Source organism: Janthinobacterium sp. (assembly GCF_031995485.1).
Taxonomy (GTDB): Bacteria; Pseudomonadota; Gammaproteobacteria; order Burkholderiales; family Burkholderiaceae_D; genus Janthinobacterium.
The window spans coordinates 38,682-52,090 of sequence record NZ_DAMAGB010000006.1; the positions used below are offsets into that span (position 1 = coordinate 38,682).

13 protein-coding genes are annotated in these 13,409 nt (G+C 66.0%); 10 read left to right on the forward strand and 3 right to left on the reverse strand.

Annotated features, from left to right (window positions below):
• Positions 1 to 3 precede the first annotated feature (3 nt).
• From RTQ46_RS06150 to RTQ46_RS06190, 9 genes are all read left to right on the forward strand, one after another.
• Positions 4 to 1,008, forward strand: a complete 1,005-nt coding sequence (locus RTQ46_RS06150; protein WP_312435266.1) for an NADP-dependent oxidoreductase — start codon at positions 4 to 6, stop codon at positions 1,006 to 1,008.
• 174 nt (positions 1,009 to 1,182) lie between these two features.
• Positions 1,183 to 2,061, forward strand: coding sequence for an STAS domain-containing protein (locus tag RTQ46_RS06155; RefSeq protein ID WP_312435267.1), 879 nt, complete (start codon positions 1,183 to 1,185; stop codon positions 2,059 to 2,061).
• Between the two features lie 7 nt (positions 2,062 to 2,068).
• Positions 2,069 to 2,431 carry an STAS domain-containing protein gene (locus tag RTQ46_RS06160; RefSeq protein WP_065308606.1) on the forward strand — a complete coding sequence of 121 codons (363 nt, stop codon included), beginning with the start codon at positions 2,069 to 2,071 and terminating at the stop codon, positions 2,429 to 2,431.
• A gap of 52 nt (positions 2,432 to 2,483) precedes the next feature.
• Positions 2,484 to 2,897 (forward strand): anti-sigma regulatory factor, encoded by a 414-nt coding sequence (locus RTQ46_RS06165; RefSeq protein ID WP_312435270.1) that lies wholly within the window; start codon positions 2,484 to 2,486, stop codon positions 2,895 to 2,897.
• Positions 2,894 to 3,970 carry an ATP-binding protein/SpoIIE family protein phosphatase gene (locus tag RTQ46_RS06170; protein ID WP_312435271.1) on the forward strand — a complete coding sequence of 359 codons (1,077 nt, stop codon included), beginning with the start codon at positions 2,894 to 2,896 and terminating at the stop codon, positions 3,968 to 3,970. Before RTQ46_RS06165 ends, RTQ46_RS06170 begins: the two co-directional genes overlap by 4 nt.
• Positions 3,967 to 5,799 carry an ATP-binding protein gene (locus RTQ46_RS06175; RefSeq protein ID WP_312435273.1) on the forward strand — a complete coding sequence of 611 codons (1,833 nt, stop codon included), beginning with the start codon at positions 3,967 to 3,969 and terminating at the stop codon, positions 5,797 to 5,799. The genes RTQ46_RS06170 and RTQ46_RS06175 overlap by 4 nt, the downstream gene beginning before the upstream one ends.
• Positions 5,786 to 7,300 carry a response regulator gene (locus RTQ46_RS06180; protein WP_312435275.1) on the forward strand — a complete coding sequence of 505 codons (1,515 nt, stop codon included), beginning with the start codon at positions 5,786 to 5,788 and terminating at the stop codon, positions 7,298 to 7,300. The genes RTQ46_RS06175 and RTQ46_RS06180 overlap by 14 nt, the downstream gene beginning before the upstream one ends.
• The gene (locus tag RTQ46_RS06185) at positions 7,287 to 8,138 is read left to right on the forward strand and encodes a transporter substrate-binding domain-containing protein (protein WP_312435276.1); all 852 of its coding nucleotides are present in this window, start codon (positions 7,287 to 7,289) and stop codon (positions 8,136 to 8,138) included. Before RTQ46_RS06180 ends, RTQ46_RS06185 begins: the two co-directional genes overlap by 14 nt.
• Positions 8,139 to 8,162: 24 nt before the next feature.
• On the forward strand, positions 8,163 to 9,284 hold the full coding sequence (locus RTQ46_RS06190; RefSeq protein WP_312435277.1) for a metallophosphoesterase: 1,122 nt from the start codon (positions 8,163 to 8,165) through the stop codon (positions 9,282 to 9,284).
• Positions 9,285 to 9,372: 88 nt separating this feature from the next.
• Here RTQ46_RS06190 and RTQ46_RS06195 read toward each other — a convergent pair whose 3' ends face one another.
• Both RTQ46_RS06195 and RTQ46_RS06200 read right to left on the reverse strand, forming a co-directional pair.
• Positions 9,373 to 10,125 carry a DUF4303 domain-containing protein gene (locus RTQ46_RS06195; protein WP_312435278.1) on the reverse strand — a complete coding sequence of 251 codons (753 nt, stop codon included), beginning with the start codon at positions 10,123 to 10,125 and terminating at the stop codon, positions 9,373 to 9,375.
• Between the two features lie 16 nt (positions 10,126 to 10,141).
• The gene (locus RTQ46_RS06200; RefSeq protein ID WP_312435279.1) at positions 10,142 to 11,065 is read right to left on the reverse strand and encodes a LysR family transcriptional regulator; all 924 of its coding nucleotides are present in this window, start codon (positions 11,063 to 11,065) and stop codon (positions 10,142 to 10,144) included.
• 123 nt (positions 11,066 to 11,188) lie between these two features.
• Between RTQ46_RS06200 and RTQ46_RS06205 the strand changes: the two genes are divergently transcribed.
• Positions 11,189 to 11,953, forward strand: coding sequence for an SDR family oxidoreductase (locus tag RTQ46_RS06205; protein WP_312435280.1), 765 nt, complete (start codon positions 11,189 to 11,191; stop codon positions 11,951 to 11,953).
• Here the strand turns inward: RTQ46_RS06205 and RTQ46_RS06210 are convergent.
• Entirely contained in the window at positions 11,950 to 13,386 is a 1,437-nt protein-coding gene (locus RTQ46_RS06210) for an MFS transporter (RefSeq protein WP_312435281.1), read from the reverse strand. The genes RTQ46_RS06205 and RTQ46_RS06210 overlap by 4 nt on opposite strands.
• Positions 13,387 to 13,409: the final 23 nt, after the last annotated feature.

Genomic DNA, 13,409 nt, shown 5'->3' on the forward strand with positions numbered 1-13,409 from the left:
GCCATGCAAGCCTGGTTACTCGACAAATATGGAAAAAAACAGCCGCTGCGCCTGGCCGAGGTGGCAGAACCGGCGCTGGCCGCCGACGACGTGCTGGTGCAAGTGCGGGCCGCCGGCGTCAACGTGCTCGACGCGAAGATCAAGCATGGCGAATTCAAGCTGCTGCTGCCTTACAAGTTGCCGCTGGTACTCGGTCATGACGTGGCCGGCACCGTGCTGGCCATCGGCGCGCGCGTGACGCGCTTTGCGCCTGGCGACGAGGTATACGCGCGGCCGGACGACCTGCGCATCGGCGCCTTTGCCGAGCGCATCGCCGTCAGGGAAAGCGCGCTGGCGAAGAAACCGGCCACGCTGTCGATGGAACAGGCGGCGTCGCTGCCGCTGGTCGGCCTGACGGCCTGGCAGGCGCTGGTCGACGTGGCCAAGTTGCAGGCCGGCGAAAAAGTGTTCATCCAGTCCGGTTCCGGCGGCGTGGGCAGCATCGCCATTCAACTGGCGAAACACTTGGGCGCCCATGTCGCCACCACCGCCAGCGCGGCCAATGCCGCATGGCTGAAGGATTTGGGCGCCGACCTGGTGCTCGACTACAAAAACGACGATATTGCCGCCCTGCTGCATGGCTACGACGTGGTGCTGCACAGCCAGGATACGGCCACGCTGCTCAAATCGCTGTCCGTCCTCAGGCCAGGCGGGCGGCTGGTGTCGCTATCCGGTCCGCCCGACCCCGCCTTTGCGCGCGCCATCGGCGCGCCATGGCTGCTGCGGCTGGCCGTGCGGCTGCTCAGCGCCCGGGTCAGGCGCCTGGCCCGGCAACGCCAGGTGCGGTATGACTTCCTGTTCATGCAGGCCGATGGCGCGCAGCTGAAGCAGCTCGCCGCGCTGGTCGACGCGGGCGTGATCCGGCCCGTGATCGACAGCGTTTTTCCGTTTGCGCGCACGCCCGAGGCACTGGCATATGTCGAGACAGGCCATGCGAAAGGCAAGGTGATTGTCGGCGGCCACCCTTAAAACCGCAGCCGGGCAAAAAAAGTCCGGTCTTTTTATCCTAATGTTCGCCAGAGAACATAATAAAATGAATCGCCGCGTTTATAATCGGGCACGACAGACCGTAGCCGGCGCCCCTGCCTGAACAGGGGCACCAGGCCAGCGGCAAACAACCAAACACACCAGCCAAGGATGAGCATGAACATAGAGACGGGCGCCGGCCAGGCCAAGCAATTGGCCAGCATTATCAGCGAACACCACACGCAACTGCTGGAAGGCTGGATGGCCGACCTGATCGGCCGCCTGATGCGCCGCGACAAGAATGCGGAAAACGAGCTGCGCCAGCAGGCATCGCAATTCCTGCCGCTGCTGGCCGGTGCGCTCGAATCGAGCGGCTCGTTCGATATCGAGACACGCGCCTGGGACGATACACGCCAGCTGCTGAGCGAAATGTCGCAATCGCGCGTGCGCCAGGGCCATTCGCCGATCGACACCGCCAGCTTTGTGTTCTCGCTGAAGGAACCGCTGTTCGGCTACCTGCGCGTGGCACTGGGTGACAACCCACAACAGCTGAGCGACACCATCGTCAGCACCAGCAACCTGTTCGACAAGCTGGGCTTGCTGACGATTGAAATCTACCAGAAGGCGCGCGAGCAGGTCATCCTGCGCCAGCAACAGGAATTGCTGGAACTGTCCACGCCGGTGGTGCAGCTGTGGCAGAACGTGCTGGCGCTGCCCCTGATCGGCACGCTCGACAGCGCGCGTACCCAGGTCGTGATGGAAAGCCTGCTGCAGAAAATCGTCGACACGGGCGCCCTGATCGCCATCATCGACATTACCGGCGTGCCGACCGTCGACACCCTGGTGGCCCAGCATCTGCTGAAAACCATCGCCGCCGCCCGCCTGATGGGCGCCGACTGCATTATCAGCGGCATCCGTCCGCAGATCGCGCAAACCATCGTGCACCTGGGCGTGAACCTGGAAGACGTGATCACCAAGGCCACGCTGGCCGACGCCTTCGTGGTGGCGCTGAAACGCACCGGTTCCACCATCACCTACTCGCAACAACAGAACTGAGGCGCCCATGGAAAGAATTCCCATTTTACGGATGGGGCGACTGCTGCTCGTCACGATCCAGGTGGACATGCATGACCGCCTGGCCATGACCTTGCAGGATGACCTGACGGCGCGCATCGTGAAGGATCGCGCCACTGGCGTGCTGATCGACATTTCCGCGCTCGATATCGTCGACTCGTTCATCGGCCGCATGATCAGCAACACGGCCGCGATGGCCAAGATCCTCGACGCCCGCACGGTGGTGGTCGGCATGCAGCCGGCCGTCGCCATCACGCTGGTCGAGCTGGGCCTGACGCTGGAAGGCGTCAGCACGGCGCTGAATGTGGAACTGGGGATCAAGCTGCTCGAACGAGGCAGCCTGTGGGACTGATCGCGCGTGAGCGCGCCATCTCGCCGGCAAAGGCAAGACCTGCAGGTGTCGCATGAGCGTCCCCGGCGAAACGCAGGTATTGCCCCTGCATACGGATGAAGACGTGGTACGCCTGCGCAAGCAGGTGCGGGAAAGCATGATCGCCATGCGTTTCGGCCTGGTCGAACAGACCAAGTACATCACGGCCGCCAGCGAACTGGCGCGCAATGTGTTGCGCTATGGCGGTGGCGGCGAAGGCCGCATCAATTATCTGCGCGATGGCAGCCGCCAAGGCCTGGAGCTCAGTTTCAGCGACCAGGGTCCCGGCATTGCCGATATCGCGCTGGCGCTGTCGGATGGCTACACCAGCGGCGGCGGCCTGGGACTAGGGCTCGGCGGCGCAAAACGCCTGTCCGACGATTTCGAGATTGACACCACACCCGGTGCCGGCACGACCGTCACCATTGTGAAATGGAAGCTGTTTTGAACCTCGCTGCACTTTCGCCTGACGCATTCAGGCAACAACGTTTTCCCATCGGCGAACCAAGCGAGATCGCCGCCGCCCGCCGCGCCGGCAATACCCTGGCGCGGCGCGTGGGCTTTGACGAAGTACGCGCCGGCCAGCTGGCCATCGTCATCAGCGAAGCGGCCACCAATATCCTCAAGCATGCCGGCCACGGCGAAATCCTGCTGCGCAAGGTCACGCGCGGCGGCGCCGACGGCATCGAAGTGCTGGCGCTGGACAAGGGGCCCGGCATGCGCAATGTGCGCCAGTATATGGAAGACGGCCACTCCACTGCCGGCACCTACGGCGTCGGCCTGGGCGCGATTCGCCGCCTGAGCCAGGAATTCGATCTGTATTCGATGCCGGGCCTGGGCACCGCGCTGAGGATGGTGGTATGGGGCGCGACAGCCAGTGCCGCCACACCCCCCGCCCCGCACTGGCAGATCGGCGGCGTCTGCCTGCCGCTGGCGTCGGAAGAAGTTTCCGGCGACGCCTGGAACGTGGTCTGCCAGGCCGATGAACTGAGTCTGATGATGGCCGACGGCCTGGGCCACGGTCCGATGGCGGCCGAGGCGTCCGAGACAGCCAGCGCGCTGCTGGACACCTGCTCGCCGGGCCTGCCGCCGCTGCCCGGCAACTTCCTGAAACTGGCGCACGGCGCGCTGAACGGCACGCGCGGCGCGGCCATGGCCGTGGCGCATATCGACAGCACGCGCGGCGAGCTGCGCTTTGCGGGCGTGGGCAATATCGCCGCCTGCGCCTTCGATGCGGGACAGGGCCGCCATCTGCTGTCGCACAACGGCATCGTCGGCAGCAACCTGCGCAAGGTGCAGGAATTCGTCCATCCGTGGAAGAGCAGCATGCTGCTGGTGATGCATTCGGACGGCCTGCATACGCGCTGGGACCTGGACCAGTATCCGGGCCTGGCACAGTGCCACCCTTCCCTGATCGCCGGCGTGCTGTACCGCGATTTCACGCGCGGGCGCGACGATGTCAGCGTGGTGGCGCTGCGCGAACACGCGGCAATCGGCGACGAACACACGGGTGACGCATGAGCCAGCGCATTCTGACGGCAGTCATCAGCAATGAACTCGACGTGGTCGGGGCGCGCCAGCGTGCGCGCCAGATCGCCGGCCTGTGCGGCTTTGGCGTGCAGGACCAGGTGCGCATCGCCACCGCCGTGTCGGAACTGGCGCGCAACGTCTATAACTATGCCGTCACCGGCAAGATCCATTTCGCGATCGAAGGCAATACGGCGCCGCAGGTGCTGTCGATCCGCATCGAGGACCGCGGTCCCGGCATCGAGCAGCTCGATCGGATCCTGGCCGGCCAGTACCAGTCGCAAACCGGCATGGGCCTGGGGATACTTGGCGCGCGGCGCCTGATGGACCGCTTCCATATCCACAGCGTGCCGGGCAAGGGCACGGAAATCACGCTGCAAAAGCTGTTCCCGCGCGAGGCGCCCGTGCTCGATGGCCCGAAGATCGGCGCCTTGAGCGGCAGCCTGCAGGCGCTGCCGTCCGATATCACGCTGTCCGAGGTGCAGCAGCAGAACCAGGAGCTGATGTCGACCCTGGCCGAACTCAAGACGCGCCAGGACGACCTGCTGCAGTTGACGCGCGAACTGGAAGACACCAACCGCGGCGTGGTGGCGCTGTATGCGGAACTCGATGAAAAGGCCGACCACCTGCGCCGCGCCGACCAGATGAAGTCGCGCTTTTTATCGAACATGAGCCATGAATTCCGCACGCCGCTCAGTTCGATCCGCGCGCTGTCCAAGCTGCTGCTCGACCGCGTCGACGGCGAGCTGTCGGGCGAGCAGGAAAAGCAGGTGATGTTCATCCTGCAAAGCGCCGTCAGCCTCAACGACCTGGTGAACGACCTGCTGGACCTGGCCAAGATCGAGGCGGGCAAGGTCGACGTGCACGCCAACACCTTCAATGTAGGGGATCTGTTCAGCGCCCTGCGCGGCATGCTGCGCCCGCTGCTGGTATCCGAATCGCTGAACCTGACCTTCATCGACCCTGATCCGGCGCTGGAAATGCATACCGACGAGGGCAAGCTGTCGCAGATCCTGCGCAATTTCATCTCGAACGCCCTGAAATTTACCGAAGCGGGCGCCATCATCGTCAGCGCCACGCCGCTGCCGGGCGAAGGCGCGATCCGCTTTTCCGTCTCCGACACGGGCCTGGGCATCAGCACCGAGGACCAGAAGCTGATCTTTGAGGAATTCAGCCAGGTGGAGAATCATCTGCAGCGCCGCGTCAAGGGCACGGGTCTCGGCCTGCCGCTGTGCCGCAACCTGGCGACCCTGCTGCATGGCAGTGTGGCCGTGCAAAGCACGCCCGGCGTCGGTTCGCTGTTTTCCGTGACGCTGCCGGTCAAATTCCTGCCGGCAGACGGCGGCGAGCCGGTGGCCGAACCGGTTGCCGCTCTGGCAGACGATGAGCGCATGCCGGTGCTGGTGGTGGAGGACAATCCGCCGATCCGCCTGCTGTACGAAAAATTTTTGGACGGCACGGAGTTTCGCCTGGTGACCGCGCGCAGCGTGCGCGAAGCGGTCGAGCAGTGGGAGCAGGAACCGCCGGCCGCCGTCATCCTCGATATCATGCTGCATGGCGAAAACGCCTGGCACTGGCTGGCCGAGCTGAAAAACGATCCGCTGCGGCGCCATGTGCCGGTCATTGTCGCGACCGAAATCGACGATCCGCGCAAGGGACTGGCGCTGGGCGCTGACGCCTATTACGTCAAGCCGATGCTGCGCCAGCAGCTGCTGTCGAACCTGCGCGCACTGACAGGCCACAGCGGCGCCAGACAAGAGAACAATCCGGAATCCGGCGCGCCGCATGGCAATTCAACCTGGGACAAGCATGCCTCCGCATAACTACAGTGATGCACTGATACTCAATGTCGATGACAGCGACGGCGCGCGCTACGCCAAGTCGCGCATCCTGACGCGCGCCGGCTTCAACGTGATCGAGGCGTCCAACGGCGGCGACGCGCTGGTGCGCGCGGCCAAGGACCGCCCTGCCCTGATCCTGCTCGACGTCAAGCTGCCCGACATCAACGGCCTGGAGGTGTGCCGCCGGCTCAAGGACAACCCCGAGACCAATACCATCCTGGTGCTGCAGACATCGGCCTCGTTTATCGGCACGGCCGACAAGATCCGCGCGCTCGATGGCGGCGCCGACAACTACCTGGTCGAGCCGATCGAGCCCGATGAGCTGATCGCCAACGTCAAGGCCCTGCTGCGCCTGGGCCGGGTCGAGCGCGAGCTGCGCGAAGTGGACCGCCGCAAGGATGAATTCCTGGCCACGCTGGCGCATGAATTGCGCAATCCGCTGGGACCCATCCGCACCGCGCTGGCGCTGCTGCGCAAGCTCGATCCGGTGGTGCCGGAAATGCAGGAAAACGCGCGCCGCACCATCACGCGCCATACCGATCACCTGGTGCGTCTGGTCGACGACCTGCTCGATGTATCGCGCATTTCACAGGGCAAGATTTCGCTGCAATGGGAGCGCGTCAGCCTGGCCAGCTTCATGGCCAGCGCGCTGGAGACCAGTTCGCATGTATTCGACGGACGCGGCCACGCGCTGTCGGTCGACCTGCCGCAGGAAGAGCTGTGGGTGCGCGGCGACGCCGTGCGCCTGTCGCAGATCGTCGCCAACCTGCTGCTCAATGCGGCCAAGTTCACCGCGCCCGGCGGCGTCGTCGGCATTTCCGCCGCTCGCGTGGGCAGCGAAGTGCATATCCGCCTGAGCGATAACGGCATCGGCATCGCCGCCGCCAGCATCGACACCATTTTCGGCCTGTTCGAACAGAGCGGCCATGCGCCAGACCGGGTACAGGACGGTCTGGGCATCGGCCTGTCGCTGGTGCGCAACCTGGTCGAACTGCACGGCGGCCAGGTATCGGTAACAAGCCCCGGCGTGGGCCTGGGCAGCACGTTTGAAGTGATCCTGCCGCTCGACTTCGAGGTGCCGGAGCAGGCCGCTGCCAAAGCGGCGCCGGTGGCCGGCAGCAGCAAGCGCATCCTGGTCGTGGACGACAATGAAGACGCGGCCGATACGCTGGCCGAACTGCTGGAACTGGACGGCCACGAAGTGCGCACCGCCTACACGGGCGCGCAGGCGGTCGAACACACGTATCAGTTCAAGCCCGATATCGTGTTTCTCGACATCGGCCTGCCCGACATGAGCGGCTACGAAGTGGCCGGCAAGCTGCGCACCCTGCCGATCCCGCAGAACTTCCTGCTGATCGCGCTGACCGGCTATGGCCAGGAACACGACCGGCGCGCCGCACTCGACGCCGGCTTCAACGACCATTTCGCCAAGCCGGTCGATTTCGGCAAGCTGGCCACTCTGGGACTGCATGTCGGGCGCTAGTATCATCGCTACCTTCAAGCTGCACCCATGGTGCCGGCGCCTGGCGCTGGCCTGCCTGACCATGCCGGCGATGGTGCTGGCCGCGCCGGCGGTGACGGCGGTGCCCGCGCCGGCCCCGTTGACCGAGACATTGCCGGCCAGCCTGGCCTGCCACGACGATATCTTCGTGCCCTACTTCATGCAGAACGACGGCCGCATCGAAGGCCTGAACGTCGACATGCTGCGCGAAGCGGCCAGCCGCCTGGGCATTGCCATATCGTTTACCGCCATGCCGTGGCGCCGCCTGGAAACCGAACTGGCCAAGCCGGGCGGCAGCGTCGATTGCGCGTTCGCCATGAGCCGCACGCCGCAGCGCGAACAATACCTCGAATTTGGCAAGGTGCCGCTGCAGCCGACCGAATACGCGCTGTTCGTGCGCCAGGGCGACGGCGCGAAACCGTTCAGCCACCTGGATGACATGGCCGGCAAGGTGATCGGCGTGCGCGCCGGCTTCCGCCTGCCCGACGAGATCGCCGATGGCGTGGCCAGCGGCCGCTGGAAGATCGCCGAAGTCCAGAGCGATGCGGCCAACTTCCAGAAGCTCGCGCTGCGCCGTATCGACGCCGTGCTGGCCGACAGCTACGTCGGCCTGTACACCGTGCGCCAGCTCAAGCTGGCCGGCATCGCCCGGCTGGCGCCGCCCCTGAGCCGCTTCGACACGTATATCGTGTTTCGCAAAAGCGCCCACTCGGCCGCGCTGGCGGCCGCCTTCGACCGCGTCTTCAGGCGCATGCGCCAGGACGGCACCTTTGCGCGCATCAGTTCCGCCTACGTCGGCGCGAGCGCACTCGAACCCTGACGACAAGACACCCATGAGTACCCCATGAGCATACGCCCGCCACTGCTGCGCATCACGATGATCCTGGGCGCCCTGCACGCCGTGCTCGGCTTCCTGCTGCTGCCCGCCCTGCCGATCGGCCTGCCCGGTTTCCTGCTGGCTGGCGCCATCCTGCTGGCGTCAACCATGCTGATGCCGATGACGATGTTTGCGCGTTCCGTCACCGGCAATCCGCGCCTGGCCGACCGCCTGAGCTGGGCCGGCTCGCTGTGCATGGGCTTTTTCTCGTCGCTGTTCGTGTTGAGCGTGCTGCGCGAACTGGCGATGCTGTATCCGCCGGCGCGCCTGCACGCCGAAGCGAGCGCCATTGCCGTGCTGGGACTGGCCCTGCTGGCCACGCTGATCGGCTTTGTCAACGCCCGCCGCGTGGCGCGCGTCAAGCAGCTACGGGTGGTGATCGAGGGCCTGCCAGCGCAATTGGATGGCTTTGCCATCGTGCAGCTGAGCGATATCCATGTGGGCGCCACCATCAAGCGCAACTGGGTCGAGAAGATGGTCAGGCGCGCCAACAGCCTGAACGCCGACGTGATCGCGATCACCGGCGACGTCGTCGACGGCACGGTGGCGCAGCTGGGCGCGCACACGGCGCCGCTGGGCACCTTGCACGCCCGCCATGGGGTGTACCTGGTTACCGGCAACCACGAATACTATTCGGGCGCCACGCCGTGGGTGGCGGAGTTCCGGCGCATCGGCCTGACAGCGCTGATGAACGAACATGTGATCATCGACCACGCCGGCGCCCGCCTGGCGCTGGCCGGCGTGACCGACTTCAACGCAGCCCATTTCCATCCCGACCAGCGCAGCGACCCGCAGGCGGCGATTGCTGGCGCGCCAACGGACATTCCGCGCATCCTGCTGGCGCACCAGCCGCGCAGCGTGGTGGAAGCGCAGGCGGCCGGCTACGACCTGCAGCTGTCCGGCCATACGCACGGCGGCCAGTTCTGGCCGTGGAACCTGTTCGTGCCGCTGCAGCAGCCGTATGTGGCGGGCCTGCACCGGCGCGGACGGCTGCAGATCTACATCAGCCGCGGCACCGGCTACTGGGGCCCGCCGATGCGGCTGGGGGCGCCGGCGGAGATTACGCGCATTGTGCTGGTGGGGAAATAGCGCGCTTTATTATCACCCCCCACAGCGGAAAGGCCGGGGTCGGACCCTGCAGGGTCCGACCCCGGAATTTGCTTTTGGGTTAAAAAGTTTACTCCTCCCAGCTGGCCATCCAGTCATTGAGCCGCCTGACCATCTGCGGCGAATTGAGCCGCTCCATCACGCCATCGAGTTCCTCGCTGTCGCTGACCTCGAACAGCACCAGCGTCGCCTCGCGTTCAACGCCCGTGCCAAACAGTCCTTGCGCCGCCAGTTGCTCCAGGGCCGCGATGCACGCCTCGAACGCACTGGCGCGAAACTTGTCAAAATCGACCTCGAACGGCAAATCGCGGTGCGCCTGCAACAGCAGCCGGTAGGCGCTGTCAAAGCAGGCACCGGCCTCGTCGAACTGCCATTCGCCGGGGTTCCAGAACATCTCGTTTTCGTCGTCCGCGCTTGCCAGCGCTTCGCGGCTGTTGGCCAGCAGCGAAATGGTCATGGCGCTGTCGTCGCCGAGCAGCGCCCAGGCGTTGAAATGCTGGCCGGGATGGGCGGCGCGAACAATGGCGACGGCCTGGCGCGTGGCGGCCACCAGCAGCGTTTTGAGCAGCGGTGCATCAAATACCGCAGGATCGATGGTGGCGGCGCGCGCCAGCGTGTAGCCATCGGCCAGCGCGGCCGCGCAGGCGGCCTCGTATGCCGCTTGCGCCTCGGCGGCGCTGCCGTGCTCCGTGCGCGCGTCTTCGCCCCAGGTCATGGCCGCGCCAGCGGCCGTCCAGACGGTGGCATCGAACACGCGCACTTCGCGAAAGCGTGCCGGCAGATCGCCGTCGTATTGGTAGAACAGGCTGTAGTCAGTCGTCATCAAGCAAGCTTCTGAATTAATCGGGTGTCATCTGCGCCGCAAAATCCTGTTGGCGGAACTGCTCCAGCAGGTAGTCGACGAACACGCGCGTCTTGGCCGGCAACAGTTTTTTGCTCGGATAGTATAGCGACAGTGGGCCGGAATCGGCGCGCCAGCCGGGCAGCAGGCGGATCAGCGCACCGCTGCGCAGATGCGCCAGCGCATGCGGCATCGGCAGCAGCGCCACGCCGACGCCGTCAATCGCCGCCTGCGCCATCGCTTCCGGATCGTCGAAGATGGCGCGCGGCCGGCATTCGGCCACGCCTTCGCCCCCTTTGCCATCGCGCAGTATCCAGCTGCGCAGCCTGCCGCTGCCGGCCGAACGGCGCGCCACGCCATCCCATTGCGCCAGCTCCGAGGGGTGCCTGGGCATGGCCTTGCCGCGCATGAAGGCGGGCGACGCGGTGGCGACGATATGCGCGTGGCCCAGTTCGCGCGCCACCACGCCTGGCGTCAGTTCGATGCCGCCGCCGATGGCCACGTCGAAGCCTTCGCCGACCAGGTCCACCTGGCGGTTGTCGAAATGGCAGTCGGGAATCACGCCAGGATAGCGGTGGATGAATCCGGCCAGCAGCGGCACCACGTAGCTGCGGCCGAACGACGGCGCCAGGCTGATTTTCAGGATACCGGCCGGCTGGCCGCCCTCCTCGCTGACGTCGGCAATCGCTGCGTGCAGAGTGGCCAGCGCGCCGCCGATCTGCTGCAGGAAGCGCTCGCCGCCTTCGGTCAGGGTCAGCTTGCGCGTGCTGCGCTGGAACAGGCGCAGGCCCAGGCTGGCCTCCAGGCGCGCGACGTTCTTGCTGACGGCGGCCGGCGTCAATCCCAGGCGGCGCGCGGCCGCCGAAAAGCTGCCTGCTTCGGCCGACAGCACGAACGATTGCAAATGATTGAGCGCTTCCATGCCGCCATTCTACCGCGTCATTTGATACTGATCATTGAAAGTGATTGTAGCGATTGATGGCTACCGCGCATGCAATCGGAGGAAGATACTGTGTACTCCTTACTCACTGACTGAAAGCCCATCATGACCGCTACCAACACCACCACGACCCTGCCATTCACCGGCAAAACCGCGTTTGTCACCGGCGGCGCGCGCGGCATCGGCGCGGCCATCGTGCGCCGCCTGGCGCGCCAGGGCGCCCAGGTCGTGTTCACGTATCAAAGTTCGGCCAGCGTGGCCGCAGCGCTGGTCGCCTCCATCGAGGCCGAAGGCGGCCAGGCGCAGGCCGTGCAGGCCGACGCCGCCGACGCCGCGTCGCTCACCGCCGCCATCGATGCGGCAGCGGCGCGCACCGGCCGCCTCGATATCCTGGTCAATAACGCGGGCGTATTCCTGCCCGGCGCCATCGACGATTTTTCGCTGGCGGACTTCGACCAGACGCTGGCCGTCAATGTGCGCGCCGTGTTTGTCGCCATCAAGGCCGCCGTGGCGCACATGCGGTCGGGCGCGCGCATCATCAATATCGGCAGCACCAATGCGCACCGCATGCCGTTCGGCGGCGCGGCAGCGTACGCCATGAGCAAGTCGGCCCTGTCGGGCCTGACGCAGGGCCTGTCGCGCGACCTTGGTCCACGCGGCATCACCATCAACAACGTGGAACCGGGTCCGGTCGCCACCGACATGAACCCGCCGACCGGCGACTTCGCCACCCTGATGCATGGCCTGATGGCCCTGCCGCGCCACGGCACGGCCGACGAAATCGCCGGCATGGTGGCCTACCTGGCCAGCGAGGAAGCGGCGTTCGTCACTGGCGCCGGGCTGAAGATCGACGGCGGCTTTGCGGCCTAGGCCGGTTTTTTCGCGGACAGGTGGTCGCCGGCCCCCGCCTGCAGGCGCCAGCTGTCGATCATCCCCAGCAAGCTGACGAAGGCTACCAGCACGAACGCCAGGCGGAACTCGGCGGCCGGCATCTGGCCCATGCCGACCGTCTGCGACAGCCAGTGCCCCAGCCGCACGCCGAGCGCGCCCAGCGCCACCCCCAGGCCCATGGCGACCTGGAAGGCAGTGCTGAACAGGGTATTGGCGGCTGCCATGCGCGCCTGCGCCATGTCGGCAAAGGCGATCGTGTTGTAGGCCGTGAACTGCATCGAGCGCGTCAGGCCGCCGACGAACAGGACCAGGGCGATCAGCCAGATGGGCGTGGCGGGCGTCAGGAAGGCGCAGGCCAGCAGCGACAATACATTGATGGCGCCGTTCACCAGCAGCACCGGCCGGAAGCCGAAGCGGCGCAGGATGCCGGTAGTGGCCGGTTTCATCATCAGGTTGCCGGCAAACACGGCGATCACCAGCATGCCCGAGTGAAAAGCGTTCAGGCCAAAACCGACCTGGAACAGCAGCGGCAGCAGGAACGGCACGGCGCCGATCGCCATGCGAAACAGCGAGCCACCGTAAATGGCCACGGCAAAGGTGGGCGTGCCCAGGGTGCGCAGGTCGATCAGCGGATGCGCGGCGCGGCGCAGATGGCGCACCGCCAGGTATCCCAGCAGCGCGCCGATGGCAAAGAACAGCCCCGCCTCGGCCCACGGCGCAGCGGGCCGGCTCAGGGTTTCGGCGGCCCAGGTGAGCGACAGCAGCGCGCCGCCTGCATACAAGAACCCCGTCGTATCGAACGGCTTGCGCTCGGACGGGACATGCTCGGGAATCAGACGCCAGGCAAACCACAGCGCCAGCAGCCCCAGTGGCAGGTTCAGGTAAAAGATCCAGCGCCACGAACTGTAGCTGGTAATAAAGCCGCCCAGGGGCGGGCCCAGCACGGGCGCCACCAGCGCCGGCCAGGTCAGCGTGGCGATCACGGAGATGAGTTTTTCCTTGGGGGTGCTTTTCAGCACCACCAGCCGCCCCACCGGCACCATCATGGCGCCACCCACGCCCTGCAAGGCGCGCAGCAGCACGAATTCCGGCAGGCCGTCGGCCATGCCGCACAGGACCGACGCAATCGTAAACAGCGCAAGCGCCGCCGCGAACACCTTGCGCGCGCCAAAGCGGTCGGCCACCCAGCCGCTGATGGGGATAAAGACGCCCAGCGTCAGCAGATAGGCGCTGACGCCGATATTCAAGTCCAGCGGCGCCACGCCGAACGAGCGCGCGATGTCGGGCACCGCCGTGGTGATCACGGTGCCGTCGAGGTTTTCCATGAAAAAAGCGCCCGCCACCAGCAGCGCGATCCAGCGCGCCTTGCGCGCCTCGATGGGATGGGCCGGTGCGGCCGCCTGTGCATTCATGCCATGTCCTGAAAAGTCCAGGC

Coding starts and splice junctions, on each gene's coding strand:
- RTQ46_RS06150 (WP_312435266.1), top strand. CDS start 4: ATGCAAGCCTGGTTACTCGACAAATATGGAAAAAAACAGCCGCTGCGC.
- RTQ46_RS06155 (WP_312435267.1), top strand. CDS start 1,183: ATGAACATAGAGACGGGCGCCGGCCAGGCCAAGCAATTGGCCAGCATT.
- RTQ46_RS06160 (WP_065308606.1), top strand. CDS start 2,069: ATGGAAAGAATTCCCATTTTACGGATGGGGCGACTGCTGCTCGTCACG.
- RTQ46_RS06165 (WP_312435270.1), top strand. CDS start 2,484: ATGAGCGTCCCCGGCGAAACGCAGGTATTGCCCCTGCATACGGATGAA.
- RTQ46_RS06175 (WP_312435273.1), top strand. CDS start 3,967: ATGAGCCAGCGCATTCTGACGGCAGTCATCAGCAATGAACTCGACGTG.
- RTQ46_RS06180 (WP_312435275.1), top strand. CDS start 5,786: ATGCCTCCGCATAACTACAGTGATGCACTGATACTCAATGTCGATGAC.
- RTQ46_RS06185 (WP_312435276.1), top strand. CDS start 7,287: ATGTCGGGCGCTAGTATCATCGCTACCTTCAAGCTGCACCCATGGTGC.
- RTQ46_RS06190 (WP_312435277.1), top strand. CDS start 8,163: ATGAGCATACGCCCGCCACTGCTGCGCATCACGATGATCCTGGGCGCC.
- RTQ46_RS06195 (WP_312435278.1), bottom strand. CDS start 10,125: ATGACGACTGACTACAGCCTGTTCTACCAATACGACGGCGATCTGCCG.
- RTQ46_RS06200 (WP_312435279.1), bottom strand. CDS start 11,065: ATGGAAGCGCTCAATCATTTGCAATCGTTCGTGCTGTCGGCCGAAGCA.
- RTQ46_RS06205 (WP_312435280.1), top strand. CDS start 11,189: ATGACCGCTACCAACACCACCACGACCCTGCCATTCACCGGCAAAACC.
- RTQ46_RS06210 (WP_312435281.1), bottom strand. CDS start 13,386: ATGAATGCACAGGCGGCCGCACCGGCCCATCCCATCGAGGCGCGCAAG.